This window comes from Alloyangia pacifica (assembly GCF_900116195.1).
In the GTDB taxonomy this organism is placed as follows: Bacteria; Pseudomonadota; Alphaproteobacteria; order Rhodobacterales; family Rhodobacteraceae; genus Salipiger; species Salipiger pacificus.
Genome location: NZ_FOZW01000001.1, coordinates 448007 through 465793 on the forward strand (window position 1 = coordinate 448007; position 17787 = coordinate 465793).

General features: G+C 64.9%; 21 protein-coding genes, 2 tRNA genes and 1 other RNA gene. 7 read left to right on the forward strand and 17 right to left on the reverse strand.

What is annotated here, in order from left to right; translation table 11 throughout:
• Positions 1 to 144 precede the first annotated feature (144 nt).
• The 8 genes from fumC to BM397_RS02205 form a co-directional block, all read right to left on the reverse strand.
• Positions 145 to 1539 (reverse strand): class II fumarate hydratase, encoded by a 1395-nt coding sequence (fumC, locus tag BM397_RS02170; protein WP_092421027.1) that lies wholly within the window; start codon positions 1537 to 1539, stop codon positions 145 to 147.
• Between the two features lie 203 nt (positions 1540 to 1742).
• A complete protein-coding gene (locus BM397_RS02175; protein WP_092421030.1) occupies positions 1743 to 2216 on the reverse strand; it encodes an SspB family protein in 474 nt (157 codons plus the stop codon).
• 108 nt (positions 2217 to 2324) lie between these two features.
• Complete coding sequence (chrA, locus tag BM397_RS02180) at positions 2325 to 3575, reverse strand: chromate efflux transporter (RefSeq protein ID WP_092422362.1); 1251 nt, start codon at positions 3573 to 3575, stop codon at positions 2325 to 2327.
• A gap of 43 nt (positions 3576 to 3618) precedes the next feature.
• A complete protein-coding gene (locus BM397_RS02185) occupies positions 3619 to 4284 on the reverse strand; it encodes a DUF1194 domain-containing protein (RefSeq protein ID WP_092421033.1) in 666 nt (221 codons plus the stop codon).
• An 88-nt stretch (positions 4285 to 4372) separates the two neighbouring features.
• Positions 4373 to 4722: a transfer-messenger RNA gene (gene ssrA, locus BM397_RS02190) on the reverse strand.
• A 28-nt stretch (positions 4723 to 4750) separates the two neighbouring features.
• Positions 4751 to 5170, reverse strand: a complete 420-nt coding sequence (locus BM397_RS02195) for a hypothetical protein (RefSeq protein ID WP_092421036.1) — start codon at positions 5168 to 5170, stop codon at positions 4751 to 4753.
• A gap of 127 nt (positions 5171 to 5297) precedes the next feature.
• The gene (locus BM397_RS02200) at positions 5298 to 5717 is read right to left on the reverse strand and encodes a hypothetical protein (RefSeq protein WP_092421039.1); all 420 of its coding nucleotides are present in this window, start codon (positions 5715 to 5717) and stop codon (positions 5298 to 5300) included.
• A gap of 176 nt (positions 5718 to 5893) precedes the next feature.
• On the reverse strand, positions 5894 to 7393 hold the full coding sequence (locus tag BM397_RS02205; protein ID WP_092421042.1) for a CoA-acylating methylmalonate-semialdehyde dehydrogenase: 1500 nt from the start codon (positions 7391 to 7393) through the stop codon (positions 5894 to 5896).
• A 96-nt stretch (positions 7394 to 7489) separates the two neighbouring features.
• Between BM397_RS02205 and BM397_RS02210 the strand changes: the two genes are divergently transcribed.
• From BM397_RS02210 to coaD, 3 genes are all read left to right on the forward strand, one after another.
• Positions 7490 to 8386 (forward strand): LysR family transcriptional regulator, encoded by an 897-nt coding sequence (locus BM397_RS02210; protein ID WP_092421045.1) that lies wholly within the window; start codon positions 7490 to 7492, stop codon positions 8384 to 8386.
• A gap of 109 nt (positions 8387 to 8495) precedes the next feature.
• Complete coding sequence (locus tag BM397_RS02215; RefSeq protein WP_092421048.1) at positions 8496 to 8930, forward strand: CBS domain-containing protein; 435 nt, start codon at positions 8496 to 8498, stop codon at positions 8928 to 8930.
• A gap of 115 nt (positions 8931 to 9045) precedes the next feature.
• Positions 9046 to 9546 (forward strand): pantetheine-phosphate adenylyltransferase, encoded by a 501-nt coding sequence (gene coaD, locus BM397_RS02220; RefSeq protein WP_092421051.1) that lies wholly within the window; start codon positions 9046 to 9048, stop codon positions 9544 to 9546.
• Between the two features lie 18 nt (positions 9547 to 9564).
• Here coaD and BM397_RS02225 read toward each other — a convergent pair whose 3' ends face one another.
• The gene (locus tag BM397_RS02225) at positions 9565 to 9726 is read right to left on the reverse strand and encodes a glyceraldehyde-3-phosphate dehydrogenase (protein ID WP_092422365.1); all 162 of its coding nucleotides are present in this window, start codon (positions 9724 to 9726) and stop codon (positions 9565 to 9567) included.
• Positions 9727 to 10051: 325 nt separating this feature from the next.
• Between BM397_RS02225 and BM397_RS02230 the strand changes: the two genes are divergently transcribed.
• A complete protein-coding gene (locus BM397_RS02230) occupies positions 10052 to 10297 on the forward strand; it encodes a hypothetical protein (protein WP_092421054.1) in 246 nt (81 codons plus the stop codon).
• 109 nt (positions 10298 to 10406) lie between these two features.
• On the opposite strand, the gene gap is transcribed toward BM397_RS02230, so the two are convergent.
• The 7 genes from gap to BM397_RS02260 all read right to left on the reverse strand — a co-directional run bounded on the left by gap (position 10407) and on the right by BM397_RS02260 (position 14289).
• Positions 10407 to 11408: a type I glyceraldehyde-3-phosphate dehydrogenase gene (gene gap / locus BM397_RS02235; protein ID WP_092421057.1), complete on the reverse strand. Its 1002-nt coding sequence runs from the start codon at positions 11406 to 11408 to the stop codon at positions 10407 to 10409.
• An 85-nt stretch (positions 11409 to 11493) separates the two neighbouring features.
• Positions 11494 to 11637: a hypothetical protein gene (locus BM397_RS29205; RefSeq protein ID WP_176806513.1), complete on the reverse strand. Its 144-nt coding sequence runs from the start codon at positions 11635 to 11637 to the stop codon at positions 11494 to 11496.
• 31 nt (positions 11638 to 11668) lie between these two features.
• Positions 11669 to 12232 carry a helix-turn-helix transcriptional regulator gene (locus BM397_RS02240; protein ID WP_092421060.1) on the reverse strand — a complete coding sequence of 188 codons (564 nt, stop codon included), beginning with the start codon at positions 12230 to 12232 and terminating at the stop codon, positions 11669 to 11671.
• On the reverse strand, positions 12229 to 12780 hold the full coding sequence (locus BM397_RS02245) for a cytochrome b/b6 domain-containing protein (RefSeq protein WP_245695983.1): 552 nt from the start codon (positions 12778 to 12780) through the stop codon (positions 12229 to 12231). Before BM397_RS02245 ends, BM397_RS02240 begins: the two co-directional genes overlap by 4 nt.
• Positions 12781 to 12845: 65 nt before the next feature.
• Positions 12846 to 13094: a PepSY domain-containing protein gene (locus BM397_RS02250; protein WP_092421063.1), complete on the reverse strand. Its 249-nt coding sequence runs from the start codon at positions 13092 to 13094 to the stop codon at positions 12846 to 12848.
• A gap of 144 nt (positions 13095 to 13238) precedes the next feature.
• Entirely contained in the window at positions 13239 to 13706 is a 468-nt protein-coding gene (locus BM397_RS02255) for a disulfide bond formation protein B (RefSeq protein WP_092421066.1), read from the reverse strand.
• A 4-nt stretch (positions 13707 to 13710) separates the two neighbouring features.
• Positions 13711 to 14289: a YqaA family protein gene (locus BM397_RS02260; protein ID WP_092421069.1), complete on the reverse strand. Its 579-nt coding sequence runs from the start codon at positions 14287 to 14289 to the stop codon at positions 13711 to 13713.
• 165 nt (positions 14290 to 14454) lie between these two features.
• Between BM397_RS02260 and BM397_RS02265 the strand changes: the two genes are divergently transcribed.
• Positions 14455 to 14538 (forward strand) — tRNA-Leu (locus tag BM397_RS02265).
• A 1077-nt stretch (positions 14539 to 15615) separates the two neighbouring features.
• On the forward strand, positions 15616 to 16143 hold the full coding sequence (locus tag BM397_RS02270) for a hypothetical protein (RefSeq protein ID WP_092421072.1): 528 nt from the start codon (positions 15616 to 15618) through the stop codon (positions 16141 to 16143).
• Positions 16144 to 16419: 276 nt separating this feature from the next.
• On the opposite strand, the gene BM397_RS02275 is transcribed toward BM397_RS02270, so the two are convergent.
• Positions 16420 to 16509 (reverse strand) — tRNA-Ser (locus BM397_RS02275).
• Between the two features lie 184 nt (positions 16510 to 16693).
• Here BM397_RS02275 and BM397_RS02280 point away from each other — a divergent pair.
• Positions 16694 to 17521 carry a DUF2059 domain-containing protein gene (locus BM397_RS02280; protein WP_092421075.1) on the forward strand — a complete coding sequence of 276 codons (828 nt, stop codon included), beginning with the start codon at positions 16694 to 16696 and terminating at the stop codon, positions 17519 to 17521.
• The last annotated feature ends 266 nt before the right edge of the window (positions 17522 to 17787 follow it).

Consider the following 17787-nt stretch of genomic DNA (forward strand, 5'->3'; position numbering starts at 1 on the left):
GGGGACTTCGGGTGCGATGGGGATTTATCGCGGGCCTGGCACGGCATTCACCCCGGTTACACGGGGGGCCTCGGAATTCCCGTCGCGGGGAGTAAAAAAAAACGGGGCCGCGCGGGCCCCGTTTCCTGCTCGATGCGAGAGGGCTCAGCCTTTCGGGCCGATCATGTCCTCGGGGCGCACGATGCGGTCGAAGGTCTCCGCGTCGACGAAGCCGAGCGCGATCGCCTCTTCCTTCAGCGTGGTGCCGTTCTTGTGCGCGGTCTTGGCGACCTTGGTGGCGTTGTCGTAGCCGATGGTCGGCGCGAGTGCCGTCACCAGCATCAGCGATTCCTTCATCAGCTTGTCGATGCGCGCCACGTTCGCCTGGGTGCCGACCACCATGTTGTCGGTGAAGGCCGAGGCGCTGTCGCCGAGCAGCTGCATCGATTGCAGCACGTTGTAGCTCATCATCGGGTTGTAGACGTTGAGCTCGAAGTGGCCCTGGCTGCCTGCCATGCCGACGGCGGCGTCATTGCCCATGACGTGGGCGCAAACCATGGTCAGCGCCTCGGCCTGGGTCGGGTTGACCTTGCCGGGCATGATCGACGAGCCGGGCTCGTTCTCCGGCAGGATCAGCTCGCCGAGGCCCGAGCGCGGGCCGGAGCCCAAGAGGCGCATATCATTGGCGATCTTGAACAGCGAGGCTGCCACGGTCTTCAGCGCGCCGGAGAACATCACCATCGCGTCATGCGCGGCGAGCGCCTCGAACTTGTTGGGGGCGGTGACGAAGGGCAGGTCGGTGATTTCCGCCATGTTCTTCGCGACCATCTCGGCCCAGCCCTTCTGGGTGTTGAGACCGGTGCCGACGGCGGTGCCGCCCTGCGCCAGCTCGTAGATGTCACCGAGGCAGGCTTCGACCCGCTCGATGCCCTTTTTCACCTGATGCGCGTAGCCGCCGAATTCCTGGCCCAGCGTCAGCGGGGTGGCGTCCTGCGTGTGGGTGCGGCCGATCTTGATGATGTCCTTGAACTCTTCGGACTTCGCCTCGAGCGCCGCCTGCAGCTTGCGCAGGCCCGGCAGCAGCACGTCGCGCGCCTGCATGGCGATGCCCACGTGCATGGCGGTCGGGAAGGTGTCGTTGGACGACTGGCCCATGTTGCAGTGGTCGTTCGGGTGCACGGGCTTCTTCGAGCCCATCTCGCCGCCCAGCATCTCGATGGCGCGGTTCGAGATCACCTCGTTGGCGTTCATGTTCGACTGGGTGCCCGAGCCGGTCTGCCAGACCACCAGCGGGAAGTTGTCGTCGAACTTGCCCTCGATGACTTCGCCGGCGGCGGCGATGATCGCGTCGGCGACCTCGGCCTCCATCGTGCCCAGTTCCTTGTTGGCCATGGCGCAGGCCTTTTTCACCACGCCGAGCGCGCGGATGATCGGAACCGGCTGCTTCTCCCAGCCGATGGGGAAGTTCATGATCGAGCGCTGGGTCTGGGCGCCCCAGTACTTGTCAGCGGGAACCTCGAGCGGGCCGAAGCTGTCGGTCTCGGTGCGGGTGTTGGCCATCTGTGCCTCCTGCAAAGCATACCATTGTGTGCCGTTTAGCCCCGTCGCGGTCCGGGGGCAACGGGCAAGCGGCGGGCGGTGCGGGTGTTAGCGCCGCGAAATCGCGGGTTTCCGGTCGCGCGGGGCCGAATGTGCAAACGCGCCGGGGCCTGCGGGCACCGGCGCGTCGGAATTGGTCAGGCGGGGCTGCGTGCCCCGGCGCATCACTTGCGGAAGGAATCGAGCCGTACGACTTCGGCGTCGTGTTTGACGGGCTCGCGCGGACCTTCGTCCGGGCCACCCTCGGGCGGCGTGGGCTCGTCGTCGTCCTCGTCATCCTCTTCCTCGTGGGTCTCGAAGCGCAGGCCGAATTCCACCGAAGGATCGACGAAGGTCTTGATCGCGTCGTAGGGGATGTAGAGACGTTCGGGCGCATCGCCGAAGTTCAGCGTTACGGCAAACCCGTCCTCGGTCACCTCGAGGTCTTCGTACCAATGCTGCATGACCACGGTCATCTCGCCCGGGTAGCGGTCCGACAGCCAATCGGCCAATTCCACGTCGGGATGCTGCGTGTCGAAGGTGATGAAGAAATGATGATCGCCCGGCAGGCCGGTCTGCTGGACCCCCATGAGAACGTCATTGATCAGCCCGCGCATGGCGCGATGCATGAGATTGCCATAGTCGATGCCGCCGGACATTGGCTGCTCCTCGTCGCTTTAGTTTCACCATATTCGATTTGGCGGCGAGGAAAAGGGGACATGGCGGGAAAAATCCCGCGGTGCGCAGGTTTCCTTGAAAGTCTTTAATTAATAGAGGCTTACTGCGTATGATGTGGCTGCCGTCAGGGCAAGCGTCAGCGGCACCGATCGGCGCAACGGGCCGAGCAGAACCGCCGCGAGAAGCGTCAGTGCAAGCGCGAGGGGCCGCAGGCTGGTCGGCACGGGCAGTTCCGGCGCCAGCGGGCCGAGCGCCGGTTGCCACGTTTCGCCGAAGAGCACGTGCAGCGCGAACCACAGCGCAAGATTCGCGATCACCCCAAGGACCGCGGCGGTGATCGCCTCGAGCGCCGCCTGCAGCCGCGGCCGGGCCAGCAGCCGCTCGAGGTGCGGGGCAAAGGCAAAGATCCACAGGAAGCAGGGGATGAAGGTCACCCAAAGGACCATGGCCCCGGCGGCCACTGCCATCGGCCAGCCGCCGGCGGCGAAGCCGGTGATCATGCCGACGAACTGGGTGACCAGGATCAGCGGGCCGGGGGTGGTTTCGGCCAGTCCCAGCGCGTCGGCCATTTGCGCGGGCTCGAGCCAACCGCGCGCGCTCACCGCCTCCTGCGCGAGCCAGGCAAGCACCGCGTAGGCCCCGCCAAAAGAGAAGATCGCCAGCTTCGAGAAGAGCATGCCGATATCGTAGAGAAGTGTATGCCCGGCCAGCCCGGCCACCACCATCGGGGCGAACCAGAGGGTCACCCAGAGCGGCCAGACCCAGAGGCGTTCTGTCGCTGGCGCGGGGAGCGGCGCGACTTCTGGGGCCGGGGTGGCGGGGCGGCTGAGCCAGCCAAGCAGGGCCGCGCAGGCGATCACCAGCGGAAACGGCAGGTGCAGCACATAGAGCGCCGCAAAGGCGGTCAGCGCGATGATGAGCGCGCCGGGGCGGGTCAGGACCTTGCGGCCGAGCTTGAGCAGGGCCTGGGCCACCAGCGCAATCACAGTTGCCTTGACGCCGAGCATCAGTCCCGCGACCTCGGGGCGTGCGCCGTAGCTGGAATAGGCAAGCGCCAGCACCGCGATGACCAGCGCGCCCGGCAGGACGAAGAGCCCGCCGGCGATCAACCCGCCGGGCATGCCGCGCAGTCGCCAGCCGACCCAGGTGGCCAGTTGCATCGCCTCCGGGCCGGGCAGCAGCATGCAGAACGAGAGCGCCTGCAAATACTGCCGCTCGGTCAGCCAGCCGCGCTCCTCGACGATCTCGCGGTGCAGCAGGGCGATCTGCGCCGCCGGACCGCCGAAGCTCAGTAGCCCGATGCGCAGGAAGGTCAGGAAGAGTTGGGAAAATGACGCCATGGCGGGCATTTGCGCCGGGTCCCGTGACGATTTCATGACGCGTTCAGCCAAGCACGCGCGCGATCTCGCGCAGGATCTTGCGGCGCAGCGTTTCGGCGAAATCGCGGTGGCTGCGGGCGGTCATCACGAAGCCGTCGCGGGTGATCAGCACCTGTCGGTAATAGTTGCTGACCGGTAGACCGTGGCCCGGTCCCTCGATCGCCAGCCCGTTGACGGTCACGCCCGCGCGCTCGGCCCGAACCCGCGCCGCCGAGGCGGAGGGGCCGGAATTCGGCGTGCCGTCGCCCGACACGTCCACGACGCGGCGCTTGCAGGGGGGCGCCTTCTCCATGGCATTGAGGGCGGCCTGCAGTGCCGCGCCCGGCGCGGTATCCGACAGGACGAAGGCACGCTCCATTTGCGCGGCGGCCTCGGCAAAGGCGGTGAGGTCCGCCGGTTCGGAAATCTGCCTCCAGTCCAGGGTCACCGCCTGATGCGGCGGGCCGGACCATTGCAGCACGGCCAGCGCCACGCGGTCCTCGACCATGATCTCGGCGATCTCGGGGTCACGCAACGCCAACGCCAGCCCTTCGGCCTGAATGGCGTATTCCGCTGGGTCGATGGAGTTCGACACGTCCATGGCAAACAGCAGTGCGGTCTCGCAGGCGTGGAGTCTCGGCGCACAAAGCGCTGCAAGCAGGGCGAAACTGGCAAAGCGAACCGGAGCCATGCCGGCAATGCTGACAGGCGTCTGACGCTTGGTCAATCTTGCTGCGGGGCGGGCAGACGGTCGATGGCCGAATGTCGCGGAAGGGGGAAGTGCAGGTTTCTGTTGCCAGGTACCTGCGAACCCCGCCTCAAGCTGCTAGGCCAGAGGGCTTAGATTTCGGTTTTTCGGACTGCTTACGCAGCCAGAGCAACCGGAGCACGATTGTTGTTGGCAACTATGCTTTATGAACCGATAACGGTGGTATCTCACCGGGACAAAGCTACATCTTTACGCGTTCGTCGATCCTATTTCGGCCCCATGAACCCCCAACAAGGGTTTATTGGTGGAGCCGCCGGGTACCGCCCCCGGGTCCGATCCGTTTATTACATGCGCGTTTATGCCCATAGTCCCTTGCGGAACACCTCTCATATAGGACGGGGAAACGCCGCTTTCAATGGCTGATCTGCAGCAGCGGCGAGGCGGGGGCTCAGGCCGTTACGGCGAAGAGATCGGACAGGCGGGTTTCTTTCTGACCGAGCGCGGCGAGCGCCTGCGCTTCGTCGCGGAAGACCTTGATGTCGAGCGGCAGTCGCGCGGAGAGCACCTGCTGCGCCATGCGCGCGACCCCGAAGCCGAGGTCGGAGGGTGCATAATACGCGACCCGGATGGTGCGGCATGTGAAGGCAGCGGTCTCCTCGAGTTGCCCGCTCAGGTGCTGCAGCTCGGAAAAGTCGCCGTCGTAGGATGTAAGGCGGGAGTTGTCGACAAGCAGACCGTAATCAGCGCTCCAGTTGGGATCTGCGGCGAGCTTGCCGAGTGTCTCGAGGCATTGCGCGATGCGCGTGTCCTGGGAAAAGTTCAGATATACCAGGCCGCGCTCGGCGAAGATCCTGAATTCCCCCGACATATAAAATCCTCCCAACGGCAGCACCCAATCTGCGCCACCTACCGATTTGCTATCTCCTGATGCAGCTGTCAAACGATATGTCGCATTGGCGACATTTTCGGGACGGCGTGACTTTGGGGAAAGCAAATCAGTTCACGTTTTCCAGCAATTGCGCAAAGCTCTTTTCAGCCATGCCGAGCAGGGTCAGGCAGCCGGGTTCGCTCTGCTGGACAAGGGCGACCGGACCGTCGAGCCGATCCCATGACCGAAGCACAAGTTTGCTGAGTTCGAAACTGACGGCTGTCGGGGCATAATAGACCATCATCGTCTGAATGCCGGCTGCGACAAAGGCCTCGGCCTTCATCGCCTGAATTCTCATGAGTTCGAGGAAATCCCCATCCCATCCGGTCAGCCGCGAAAGATCGACCAGTTGTTTCTGCCCCGGAGCAAAATCGGGATGGGTGACGTAATTGCCGAACGCCTCTGTTGTCTCGGTGAGTTGCGCCACGCCTTCGTAGCGCACGTAGACAAGGCCGGATTTCCGAAGAATGCGAAAAGTGACGGACATGAGCACACATTTTGTCAATTTATTTCGGACCGTTGCCGTGTCCGTCGGGTGCGGTCAACGATGACTCTTGCATGCATCATTTCGCGGGCAATGAATCGCACACGAACGAAAAAGCCGCCCCGTTGAGTACGGGGCGGCCGAGATGAGCTTGATGGCGTGTCCGGGGCTGGGGACGGTCAGTCCATCGCCTTGAAATTGAACTCGCCGCCTTCCTTGATGCCCGAGAACCAGCGCGCGGTGACGGTCTTGGTCTTGGTGTAGAAGCGGAAGGCGTCGGGGCCGTACTGGTTGAGATCGCCGAAGGCGGATTTCTTCCAGCCGCCAAAGGTATGGTATGACAGCGGCACCGGGATCGGGAAATTGATGCCGACCATGCCCACGTTCACCCGGTGCGCGAAATCGCGCGCGGTGTCGCCGTCCGCGGTATAGATCGCCGTGCCGTTGCCGTAGGGGTTGTCGATCACCAGCTCCAGCGCCTCTTCGTAGGTGCCGGCGCGCACGGTGCTCAGGACCGGGCCGAAGATCTCTTCCTTGTAGATATCCATGTCCGGCGTGACGTTGTCGAACAGCGACGGGCCGACAAAGAAGCCCTCCTCGTAGCCTTGCAGCGAGAAGTCGCGCCCATCGACAACCAGCGTGGCGCCCTGATCGACACCCGAGTTCACGAGGCCCTCGATGCGGCTCTTGGCGGCGGCGGTGATGACGGGGCCGTAGTCCACGTCTTCGCCGGCGGTGTAGGGGCCGACCTTCAGCTTCTCGATGCGGGGCACCAGCTTCTCGATCAGCGCATCGGCGGTCTCCTCGCCGACCGGCACGGCCACCGAGATCGCCATGCAACGCTCGCCCGCGGCGCCGAAACCGGCCCCAACCAGCGCGTCGGCCGCCTTGTCGAGGTCGGCGTCGGGCATGATGATCATGTGGTTCTTGGCACCGCCGAAGCACTGCGCGCGCTTGCCGTTGCTGGCGGCGCGGCCGTAGATGTACTGCGCGATCGGGGTGGAGCCGACGAAGCCCACTGCCTGCACGGTCTCGTTGTCGAGGATCGCGTCCACCACTTCCTTGTCACCGTTGATCACCTGCAGGACGCCCGCGGGCAGACCGGCCTCGGTGATCAGCTCTGCGAGCCGCAGCGAGGTCGAGGGGCAGCGCTCGGAGGGCTTGAGGATCATCGCGTTGCCGGAGGCCAGTGCCGGGGCCATCTTCCACAGCGGGATCATCGCCGGGAAGTTGAACGGGGTGATACCGGCGACCACGCCGAGCGGCTGGCGCATGGAATAGAGGTCGATGCCCGGGCCGCCGTTGTCGGTGAACTCGCCCTTGAGCATGTGCGGCGCACCCATGCAGACCTCGACCACTTCAAGGCCACGTTGCACGTCGCCGCGCCCGTCGGGCAGGGTCTTGCCATGCTCGCGCGAGACCAGTTCGGCCAGTTCATCCATGTGCTCGTTGATGAGCTGGCCGAACTTCATCATCACGCGGGCCCGGCGCTGCGGGTTGGTCGCGCCCCACTTGATCTGGGCCTCGGCGGCCTTGGCCACCGCGTCGTTCAGCTCTTCTACGGTGGCCAGCGGCACGCGCGCCTGCACCTCGCCGGTGGCGGGGTTGAAGACATCGGTGAAGCGTCCCGAAGTGCCCTTCACATGGGCGCCGTTGATGAAATGGGTCAGTTCCTGCATTGCAGCCTCCTTCTGTTGGTCGAGACACTAGTCTTGCGGAAATGCAGAGAACAGGGGTAATTCAGCAAAGAGGTTTTGCAAAAATTCAGGTATGCGATGCGCGAGAATTGGGATGACCTGCGGATTTTCCTTGCCGTGGTCCGGGGGGAGAGCCTTTCGGCAGCAGGGCGCGTGCTGCGTATGGACCCGGCGACGGTGGGGCGGCGCGTGGCACGGCTGGAGCAGGCGCTGGGGCATCCGCTCTTTGCCAAGTCGCCGCAGGGCTACACGCTGACCGATGCGGGCGCGCGGCTGCTCGTGCATGCCGAGACCGCCGAGCAGGCGCTGGGGCAGGGTGTGCAGGCGCTGATGGGGTCGTCCGAGGGGTTTGCCGGGCAGATTCGCATCGGTGCCCCCGACGGCTGCGCCAACTTCCTGCTGCCGCAGGTCTGCGCGAAGATCGCCGAGGCCAACCCGGCGCTTGACCTGCAGATCGTCTCGCTGCCGCGGGTGGTGAACCTGTCACGGCGCGAGGCCGACATGGCAATCGCCGTCTCCGCACCCACGGCCGGGCGGCTGGTGGTGCAGAAGATCGCGGACTACCGGCTGCATCTCGCCGCCTCCGCGGACTACCTGGCGCAGCACCCGCCGATCCGCGCGCGCGAAGATCTGCAGGGACACCGCATCGTCGGCTACATCCCCGACATGATCTTCGACCGTGAACTCGACTATCTCGCCGATCTCGGACTCGATCGTGTCCGGCTGGCCTCGAACTCGGTGGCGGTGCAGTTCCACTGGCTCCGGCTCGGCGCGGGGCTGGGCATCGTGCACGATTTCGCGCTGCCCGCTGCGCCCGGCCTGCGCCGGGTGTTGCCCGAGGAGGTCTCGCTGACCCGCAGCTTCTACCTGGTACGACATGCGGACGACCGGCGGCACGCGCGGCTTAACGGATTCGCAGCGCTTCTGGCCGAGGCTGTGCGCAGCGAACTCGCCACGCTGGAGGCAGCGGCATAGTGCCGGCACACGCGCGGTGCCCTGCCGGGACGACCGGACGTATGTGTTGACAGAAGCCACATGCAGGCGGACGCTTGGAGGTCTCAGCAGCGCTCAGGAGGAAAGCCGCATGCAGGTTCAACAGATTCTCAAGGACAAGTCCGACGACGGCGTGGTCACCGTCACCCCCGGCAGCAGCGTCGGCGATGCCGCGCAGGTGCTGGCCGAACGCCGGATCGGCGGGGTGGTGATCTCGGACGACGGGCAGAAGCCGCTGGGGATCCTTTCGGAGCGCGACATCGTGCGTGCGCTGGCCGCGCAGGGCACAAACGTGCTGTCGCTGACCTGCGAGGATTTGATGACCCGCAAGCTGCAGGTCTGCACCCGCGACGAGGATACCAACGTAGTGCTCGCCCGGATGACCGAGGGCCGCTTCCGCCACATGCCCGTGGTCGAGGACGGGATGCTGGTCGGGATCATCTCGATCGGCGACGTGGTCAAGGCGCAGATTGCCGAGCTCGCGATGGAGAAGGACGCGCTTCAGGGCATGATTATGGGATTCTGAGGGCGGGTCTCTCAAAGGGCCGCTGACAGGGAACACCGGTTTCGGGGTTGCATTCCGGCACGCAATATCGTTGCGTGCGCCGGACCTGCCCCCGCTGGCGACCCTGGAGGACCTCATGCGCATCGGCCTTTATCCCGGCACCTTCGATCCGATCACATTGGGCCATATGGACATCATCCGCCGCGCGGCGGCGCTGGTGGACCGGCTGGTGATCGGGGTCGCGATCAACCGCGACAAGGGTCCGCTCTTCACCCTCGAAGAGCGCGTGGCGATGATTGAGACGGAATGCGCCGAACTGTCCAAGCAGACCGGCACAGAGATCATCCCGCATCCCTTCGAGAACCTGCTCATCGACTGTGCCCGGGACGTCGGCGCACAGATCATCATCCGCGGGCTGCGCGCCGTGGCGGATTTCGAGTATGAATTCCAGATGGTCGGGATGAACCGCGCGCTCGACACCAGCATCGAGACCGTCTTCCTGATGGCCGAGGCCCGGCATCAGGCGATCGCATCGAAGCTGGTGAAGGAGATCGCGCGGCTGGACGGCGACGTGAGCAAGTTCGTCACGCCCACCGTCAACGAAGCGCTGAAGGCGCGCTTCGCCAAGGGCTTATGACCGGCTGATCCGGGTGGCTCAGCGGCCGTAGACGGCGGCGCGGGCGGTTTCTTCTTCACGGCCGAGCAGGTCGCAGTCGATGCGGGTGCGCATCGGCAGGGACATCAGCGCGTGATGGGTGCGGCGATAGGCGAAGCGGCGGGCGAAGCTGTCACGGACGGCATTGATGGCTTTGGTCATGGCTCTGTTCCATTTCATCGGCTGCGCCTCCATCGGGAAGGCGCTGCATTTCGGTTTGGTCTGTGTGAAAAACTTGAGATCGTAAGCGCGGCGAACGTTACGTCGTCGTTGGCGCTAACTTAGGCTTTGCTGCGCCGCAGAACAATTGACGGTTTTCCAGAGCCGCTTTGCGTTTCCTGCATGGCGGGCAGGGCGCGCGCCGGAATGCCCGTCAAAGCTATGTAAACCTTTGCCGATTTACCCTGATGCCGGAGCTGCGGCACCCGCTGCGGGCTTTGACCGCGGCAAACGCGCGGTCCATGTCGTGCCAGAAGGGAGACATGCGATGGAAATTCCACGGGATCTGGGCGGTCATGCGCGGCCCAACCGGCCGCGCCCTGCCGCGCAGCGCAACACCGTCTCGACCTCGCCGAGCGGCGAGTCGTCGGGGCCGGGCATGCCGCCGCCGGTGCCGGTGACAGCGCAGAGCCTGCCGCTCTCGGTGCTGTCGCAGGTGACGCCGCGCGCGCGGCCACCCGGGCTGGTTGCCGAAGAAGGATATGGCGCGGCTCTGGGAATCGTGCGGGACTGAGGGGGGCGTCCACGCCGCGCCGATCTTTGACCGAAAAGCAAAAGGCGAGGCATGGTGCCCCGCCTTCCGATCCTGCACGGCTCCGTTTCCGGAGCCCGTGAGGCTCCACTCAGATCAGCTTGCCCATGGCCACGGCCGTGTCGGACATGCGGTTCGAGAAGCCCCATTCGTTGTCGTACCACGACAGGATGCGCACCATGGTGCCTTCCATGACCTTGGTCTGGTCGGTGTGGAAGATCGAGCTGTGCGAGTCGTGGTTGAAGTCGATCGAGACGTTCTTCTTGTCGGTATAGCCAAGAATGCCGTTCAGCTTGCCGTTGGCGGCGACGCGGATGGCGTCGTTGATCTCTTCGACGGTGGTCTCGCGCTCGGCCTCGAAGACCAGATCGACCACCGAGACATTCGGCGTGGGCACGCGGATGGCCACGCCGTCGAGACGGCCGTTGAGCTCGGGCAACACCAGGCCGACGGCCTTTGCGGCACCGGTCGAGGTCGGGATCATCGACATGGCCGCGGCGCGGGCGCGGTAGAGATCCTTGTGCATCGTGTCCAGCGTCGGCTGGTCGCCGGTGTAGCTGTGGATCGTTGTCATGAAGCCCTTCTTGATGCCGACGGTGTCGTTCAGCACCTTGGCGACGGGCGACAGGCAGTTGGTGGTGCACGACGCGTTGGACACCACGAGGTCATCCTTGGTCAGCGTGTCGTCGTTGACCCCGTAGACGATGGTCTTGTCGGCACCGGAGGAGGGCGCTGACACCAGCACGCGGCTCGCGCCGTTTGCCAGGTGCGCGGCGGCTTTCTCGCGATCGGTGAAGATGCCGGTGCATTCCATCACCACGTCCACATGGGCCCAGGGCAGATCGGCGGGGTTGCGCTCTGCGCTGACCTTGATCGGGCCGCGGCCGACGTCGATGGTGTCGCCGGACACGCTCACCGGGTGCGGGAAGCGGCCGTGCACGCTGTCGAATTGCAGCAGGTGGGCGTTGGTCTCCACCGGACCAAGGTCGTTGATCGCCACGACCTCGATGTCGGTACGGCCGGATTCGATGATTGCGCGCAGCACGTTGCGCCCGATGCGGCCGAAGCCGTTGATCGCTACCTTGACGGTCATGATGTCTCCTCGCTGTCCGAGAGTCTGGGGTTGTCCAGAGGTCAACAGGATACGCGGGGCAAGTCAATACTGGGACTGTTAGCGCTCACCGCCAAAATGCTACCCAATCGAGCAGATTGAAAATCTTACGCCCGAGAAACACGAGGTGGCGGGTGTCGTAGAGCAGCACATCCACCGCGAATGCGAGGATCAGCAGGGCTCCGAGCCAGAGGGCGATGCGATTGGTCATTTTCTCGTGATGCCAGAGCCTTGGTCGACTGTCACCTGTCTTGTGCGGCCGTCTCCGCGGCAGGGTACCGCAGGGCGTCCGGCGTTTTCGCGGTTTCCGGTCCGGCGTCGCTCATCAGCTCCTCGATGAACAGGCTCAGAAACGCGCCGCGCCCCGAGACGCCCGCCTTGCGGTAGATCGCATTAAGATGCGATTTCACCGTGCCCTCGGCCGAGCCGCGCAACCCGGCGATCTCGGCGATGGTCATGCCCTTTAGGGTGAACATCGCCACGTCCCGCTCCGATCCGGTCAGCCCCCAGGCCGAGAACTGCGCCTCGACTATCTCGTGAAACGCGCCTGTGGCGAGCGACACCTGCCGCTCGAGATGGGCATTGTGCCGCAGAAGCCGCAGCAGGAAGCGCATCTCGACCCAGACCGCAGTGGCGAGGCAGAGCACCATGCTGCCCTCGAGGAAGGCCTCGGGGTCGGTCACCGGGTTCCATCCGGCTTCGGTGGCGTCGAAAATCACGTCGACCACGAAGAAGGCCGTGCAGACAAGCTGCACGGCGATCAGCAGGGTGAGAATGAGGGGGCGTTGCGAGGTTTGCGGCGTCATGCCTCGATCTTTGCGTCATCCGGGACGCATTTGACACCCGTAACCATGGCTTTCGGCAGATTTACCCCGGTGCGACGGCTTTCCCAGAGCACCGCGCCGATATGCAGCACCACCGAGACCTCGGCCCAGCTCACCAGCGCCTCGTGCAACTCCTCGACCCAGGCGACACCCCAATAGGCATCGGTGGTCATCATCACGCCGCTGGCGATGATGCCGCAGAGCGTGAGCATCAGGTTGAAGATCATCAGCGCCCCCAGCGGCGTGTGCAGAAGATGTACCCGGCGCCGGCCGGTGGCCATGTCGGTGACTTGCTGGGTCAGCCCGGCGCGCGTTGGAACGAAACTGGCAAAACGGGCGGAGTAAGGTCCGACGAAGCCCCAGACCAGGCGCAGCGCGATGAGCCCGCCGATCGTATAGCCGATCCACCGGTGCAGCTTGGATTCGGGGTTGTCGAACAGGGCGTTGGCGGCGAAGAGCGTCACCAGGCTCCAATGGAAGATCCGCAGCAGCGGATCCCAGATGAAATGGCGGGACATGTGATCTTGCATCGGGACGATCCTCCGGCTGGGAACAAGCACGCGGCGGCCCCGCGCGAGGGCGGGGCCGGGCGGCCTCATTCGGACTTGCTGCGGACGATCTTCAGGCTGTCGTCGAGGTAGAGCTCGACCTTCTTGCCGTCCTTCATCGCGTAGACCTCGATCATCCCGTCCTCGCTGTCGATGCGGCGGACCTCGTAGCCTTCGGCGGTGAGCTTCTCGCGCACCTGGGCCTGGGTCTGTTCTGGGATCGCGGGAGAGGCAAAGGCGGCGCCGGAGGTCAGCAGGGCGGCGACAAGACCGGAGGTCAGAAGGCGGTAGGTCATCGATGGGTCTCCTGTATGGGAGGGCGGATCATCCGCGCCTCGAAGACCGATCTGGACCGGGGCCGGTGGCCCGGCCATCGACCGCAGGGGGCAGAACCGGCCCCCTGCAACTTTGGTTGAGAAGCGATTTGCGCGCGGGCCGGTTCAGGCCGTGCGCCGCCAGGCGGCGATCCAGATCAGCGCAAGTCCCAGCGAGATCAATGCGTTCCAGCTGGCCATCGACAGGCCAAGGAACTGCCAGGCGACCTCGTCGCAGCGCACCAGCGGCGCGCTCATGATCTGGTTCAGCAGATCTTCGGTGGACATGCCGCCGATCGGGCCGGAGGTGCAGGTGGTCGGTCCCTCCCACCAGCCGCGCTCGACGCCGGTGTGATAGACGCCAATGCCCGAGGTGGTCAGCGCCGCGATTGCGCCGAGCAGCGGCAGCAGTCGCGCCCGGAAGGCCAACGCCAGCGCGCCGATCAGAACCGCTGCGGCATGCGGCCAGCGCTGCAGGATGCACAGATGGCAGGGCGCGAGCCCGCCGATGTATTGCGAGCCGATGGCACCGAGCAGCACGGCTGCCGATCCGCCGGCGGCGATCAGGATGAGGAACTTGCGCAGGTCAGTCATGGTCTCAGAGGTATTTCACCAGGAAGAAGCCGCCGGCGAGCAGCAGCACGAAGACAGTAAACACCAGGCCGAGTCGATTTTCGATGAAATCCCGGATCGGTGCGCCGAAGGTGCGCAGCAGCGCCGCGACGATGAAGAAGCGGAAGGCGCGGGCGATCACGGCGGTGGTGATGAATATGCCGAGCGGCATGGCGGTCCATCCCGACATGATGGTGATCACCTTGAACGGGAAGGGGGTGATGCCGGCGATCAGCACCGCCCAGAAGCCGACGCCGTTGAAACGCGCGTTGAAGGCTTCCATCGCATCGGCCTTGCCGAGACTCTCAAGGATGGGCCGGCCGAGGCTGTCGAAGAAGAAATGCCCGATGCCGTAGCCGAAAAGCCCGCCCACCACCGAGGCGACGGTGGCCACCAGGGCGATCAGCCAAGCTCGGCGCGGCGCAGCGAGGATCATCGGGATCATCAGAACGTCGGGCGGAATCGGAAAGACCGAGGCTTCGATGAAGGAGACCGCTGCCAGCGCCCAGAGCGCTTTGGGGTGATCGGCAAGCGACATGGTCCAGTCGTAGAGGCGGCGCAGCATCGTCGGGCGGGTCTCCGGCGGTTGTCTCTCCCGCAGGAAGCACGCGGTGCGGCGGGGCGCAAGCCATTGACGGGGCTTTTGTCGTGACAGTTCCGTCAGTGTGACGCGATGCCGTGACGATTGCCGCTTTACGCGGCGCGGCGCGGCGGATAAATCGATGCCAGTGCCCAAGTGGCGGAATGGTAGACGCAGGGGATTCAAAATCCCCCGCCGCAAGGCGTGCCGGTTCGAGTCCGGCCTTGGGTACCACCGAAAAACGGAGACGCACCGGGTAGGGGTGTCGCCGATTTCGTCTTTCCGCAGCATTCGTGCAATGAGGTTGGCCTTCGGTAGCTCTAGTAGCGCGCGGCGGGCGTTGCCTTGGCCAAGCAAGCGTCGGTCCGGGGGTGTCCTGGCTCCAGGTTCGGGCGCGTTTCATCAGCGGGCAGAGCAAAAGCCCTGAGACAGCCTCTCTCAAAAGCGCCGGATCGTCGGTCGCGACGCCATCGCGGGCCACCGCGGTAAAGTCCCCTCTCGCCGCGTGAGCGCTGGTTGAAATCCCGTCTCGGCTCCAGGCGTTCGATCTCCTGAATTTGCCAAAGCCGAGGCCCGGAGATGGCGTGGTTGCCGCTCATTCGCCTATCAGAGGTCGGGCGGGCGCGAGGCGCAGGCCGAGGTCGGAGAATCCTCAGCGCGATGTTGCCGTGGGGGCGTCGAATAGCCCCCGGTCAGGGTCGACGTGCCCGAATGCCGGAGCGTGAAGGCTCTCGCGTCGGCCTCTCTGGCCATGATGTCGGCGCCGAGATCGAAAACTCCACGCGAGAGGGTGCAATGCCTGTTGTTGCATGTCTCATGAGAATTGGCGGAGTTGGCACTTCCCGCGATCGGATTCGGCGTCGGTCACTTCGCTTGCGGTTTCAAAGCGGAGGCTCAGATTCGCCAAAGCGATCCGAAGGGTCACGGGCTAGGGGTATGCCGAGCCTAGGCGGGTGCCCAGACGGGGACGGATACGACCATATTCCTGCGGAGAAGCCGGGCGGCCAGTTCGAGGGCCTCCGTTGTGACGTGACGGTCAGCTTCGCACAAGGCGGCGGGTCATCTGTTCGTTCTATGCCGCCACCGCGTCGCGTTCCGCGAGTTTCAGTCGCGACCTGCCGACGTTTGCAATGCGTGCGGCTTACACGCCTGGGGTGATTTGCGCCGGGGCTTGCACGCAGTGGGTGAGCCAAGGGGTTGATATGTCTGCAAAAATCCCCGGTGCCGCCGCGCTGACTCCTTAGGTGCGCCCCATTTTCTCCTTGTTTCAAAACCAGAACGGCCCGGTAGTGACTAGAAAGGTCTATCTAAATGTTAGGTTTGATTTCGGGCTCCAGTTCCGCAAGCTACCAAGGCATCTTCGGCAGCAGTAATTCGGGCGCGGCGCAGAACAGCTCCGTGACGGAAGACGAGGCTGTGCAGGCAGAAGAGGCGCAGGCTTCGGAAAATGAGGAGGCCTCGGCCAGTTCGGCCAGCAGCGCAGAGAGTAGCGAGCAGGTCGCAGCAAGCGGCCCGGCCTCCGAAACGCAGGGCGTCAGCGCCACGCCGGAGGCAGCGTCCGTTACCGAGACCGACGCCGGCGCGGGAGCTGGCTCGGCCGCGAGCTCTGCCGCTGCCGCTGAAGAGCCTGCCGCGGCGGACAAGTTGGCCGAGGCTCGGGCGCAGGCCATCTCCACGCAGGAAAGCTTCATGAAGTCGTTGGTGATCGCCCAGATGGGTGCCCAGTCCGACGAGGACGACTTGGCCTCGCGCCTGCGCCGGGGGGCCGAATCCTATGCCTCGACCCGGGCGGAGGCGGAAACTTCCAGCGAGACCCCGCGCACGGATGTTGCTGCATGAGAAGGGCTGCCTGAGAGTGGCTGCATGAGACAAGGGCCGACACTGTTCGGCGGATTGTCTCCGAAACGCGCGGCGCGGGTGAAAACCCTGCGCCGCGTCGTCGTTTCAGGAGCAAGAAACCGACGCAGGTCGACGGCACCTGCGATCCACCCAAGCGCGGTGATCCCGCACGGGTCAGCGGTCGCCATTTCGCGATGTCTGCTGCTACGAACTGGATGTTCCGGTACCCACCGGGGTGGGCACTTTCCCAACGCTGTCAGAGCGTTATAGGGAAAGTGGCGGAGAGACAGGGATTCGAACCCTGGGACCCCGTGAAGGGTCAACGGTTTTCGAGACCGCCCCGTTCGACCACTCCGGCACCTCTCCGCGGGGGTCGTGGGGGGCGTTTAACGATATGCCCGGGGGGGTGCAACAGGGAATTTTCAACTTTTTTCATTCCGGCGAATTTTTCGACGGCGGAGCTTCGCCAGTGGCGCATTTGGTCACCTTGGAATTGTCGGTGGCGGGCCCTAGGGTCTGGGGCTGACATACCCCGGAGTACCCTTGTCCCATGTTCCCGCGCTTTGCCGCCTGCACCGCCTTTGCTCTCCTTGTCTCCGCGGCTGCGCCCGCCGCTTTCGCGGAATCCGCGCCGGAGCTTCTCGATGCGCTGAAGGTGGACGAGATCGTCGAGGTCATGCGTGAAGAGGGGCGCGGCTACTCGGCCGAGATGGCGCAGGACCTGCTCCCCGCCGGGCAGACCGAAGGCTGGCGGCAGTCCGTCGATCGGCTCTACGCTCCCGAGGCCATGCAGGAGGTGGTTCGGGCGGGCTTCGTCGGGAGCTTCGGCGAGACCGACGCGGGGCCGCTTCTGGACTACCTCAACAGTGACGCGGGGCAAAAGGTCGTCGCTCTGGAGCTTGAGGCGCGGCGAGAGATGACCGATCCCGACGTCGAGGCGGCCGCGCGCGAGGCGTGGCGCGAGCGCCAGGGGGCAGGGGCGGATGACGCCCGGCTCGATCAGCTCGACCGCTTCGTTGCGGAAAACGACCTGCTGGAGACCAATGTGGTCGGTGCGCTCAACGCCAGTTTCCAGTTCTACCTCGGATTGGTCGACGGCGGCGGGCTGGAGATGACCGAGCCGGAGATCGTCCAGGAAGTCTGGATGCAGGAAGAGGCGACCCGCGCGGACACGCGCGAATGGCTCTACGCCTACCTGCTGTTCGCCTACCAACCGCTGTCGGACAGCGAACTGGAGGCCTATGTCGACATCTCGGCAAGTCCGGAGGGGAAGGCGATGAACCGCGCGCTGTTCGCCGGCTTCAATCACATGTATGACGAGATTTCCTACGGACTCGGTCTCGCCGCGGCGCGCGAGATGCTGGGGCAGGACCTCTAGCGCGAGACCCAGTCCGGAGAAGTGGTGCCCTTCGGCCGGTTTGGGTCTGCGGGGGCGTGAGTTACAGCCGCAAAACCCGGGCCGAACGGCCCGAAAATCGGTTTGCGCGGGTTGACACACCGGCAATTTGCCCCGATAAGCCGGGCTTCGAGACGGGGCCATTGCGCGCCCCGCTTTCGATTCTTACATCATGACTGCCCGAAAGGGCGCGCTGTTCGACGGCGGAGCGGGACCACCCGCACCACGAAGTCCCCGACAAAGTCCGA

Coding starts and splice junctions, on each gene's coding strand:
- fumC (WP_092421027.1), bottom strand. CDS start 1,539: ATGGCCAACACCCGCACCGAGACCGACAGCTTCGGCCCGCTCGAGGTT.
- BM397_RS02175 (WP_092421030.1), bottom strand. CDS start 2,216: ATGTCCGGCGGCATCGACTATGGCAATCTCATGCATCGCGCCATGCGC.
- chrA (WP_092422362.1), bottom strand. CDS start 3,575: ATGGCGTCATTTTCCCAACTCTTCCTGACCTTCCTGCGCATCGGGCTA.
- BM397_RS02185 (WP_092421033.1), bottom strand. CDS start 4,284: ATGGCTCCGGTTCGCTTTGCCAGTTTCGCCCTGCTTGCAGCGCTTTGT.
- BM397_RS02195 (WP_092421036.1), bottom strand. CDS start 5,170: ATGTCGGGGGAATTCAGGATCTTCGCCGAGCGCGGCCTGGTATATCTG.
- BM397_RS02200 (WP_092421039.1), bottom strand. CDS start 5,717: ATGTCCGTCACTTTTCGCATTCTTCGGAAATCCGGCCTTGTCTACGTG.
- BM397_RS02205 (WP_092421042.1), bottom strand. CDS start 7,393: ATGCAGGAACTGACCCATTTCATCAACGGCGCCCATGTGAAGGGCACT.
- BM397_RS02210 (WP_092421045.1), top strand. CDS start 7,490: ATGCGCGAGAATTGGGATGACCTGCGGATTTTCCTTGCCGTGGTCCGG.
- BM397_RS02215 (WP_092421048.1), top strand. CDS start 8,496: ATGCAGGTTCAACAGATTCTCAAGGACAAGTCCGACGACGGCGTGGTC.
- coaD (WP_092421051.1), top strand. CDS start 9,046: ATGCGCATCGGCCTTTATCCCGGCACCTTCGATCCGATCACATTGGGC.
- BM397_RS02225 (WP_092422365.1), bottom strand. CDS start 9,726: ATGACCAAAGCCATCAATGCCGTCCGTGACAGCTTCGCCCGCCGCTTC.
- BM397_RS02230 (WP_092421054.1), top strand. CDS start 10,052: ATGGAAATTCCACGGGATCTGGGCGGTCATGCGCGGCCCAACCGGCCG.
- gap (WP_092421057.1), bottom strand. CDS start 11,408: ATGACCGTCAAGGTAGCGATCAACGGCTTCGGCCGCATCGGGCGCAAC.
- BM397_RS29205 (WP_176806513.1), bottom strand. CDS start 11,637: ATGACCAATCGCATCGCCCTCTGGCTCGGAGCCCTGCTGATCCTCGCA.
- BM397_RS02240 (WP_092421060.1), bottom strand. CDS start 12,232: ATGACGCCGCAAACCTCGCAACGCCCCCTCATTCTCACCCTGCTGATC.
- BM397_RS02245 (WP_245695983.1), bottom strand. CDS start 12,780: ATGCAAGATCACATGTCCCGCCATTTCATCTGGGATCCGCTGCTGCGG.
- BM397_RS02250 (WP_092421063.1), bottom strand. CDS start 13,094: ATGACCTACCGCCTTCTGACCTCCGGTCTTGTCGCCGCCCTGCTGACC.
- BM397_RS02255 (WP_092421066.1), bottom strand. CDS start 13,706: ATGACTGACCTGCGCAAGTTCCTCATCCTGATCGCCGCCGGCGGATCG.
- BM397_RS02260 (WP_092421069.1), bottom strand. CDS start 14,289: ATGCTGCGCCGCCTCTACGACTGGACCATGTCGCTTGCCGATCACCCC.
- BM397_RS02270 (WP_092421072.1), top strand. CDS start 15,616: ATGTTAGGTTTGATTTCGGGCTCCAGTTCCGCAAGCTACCAAGGCATC.
- BM397_RS02280 (WP_092421075.1), top strand. CDS start 16,694: ATGTTCCCGCGCTTTGCCGCCTGCACCGCCTTTGCTCTCCTTGTCTCC.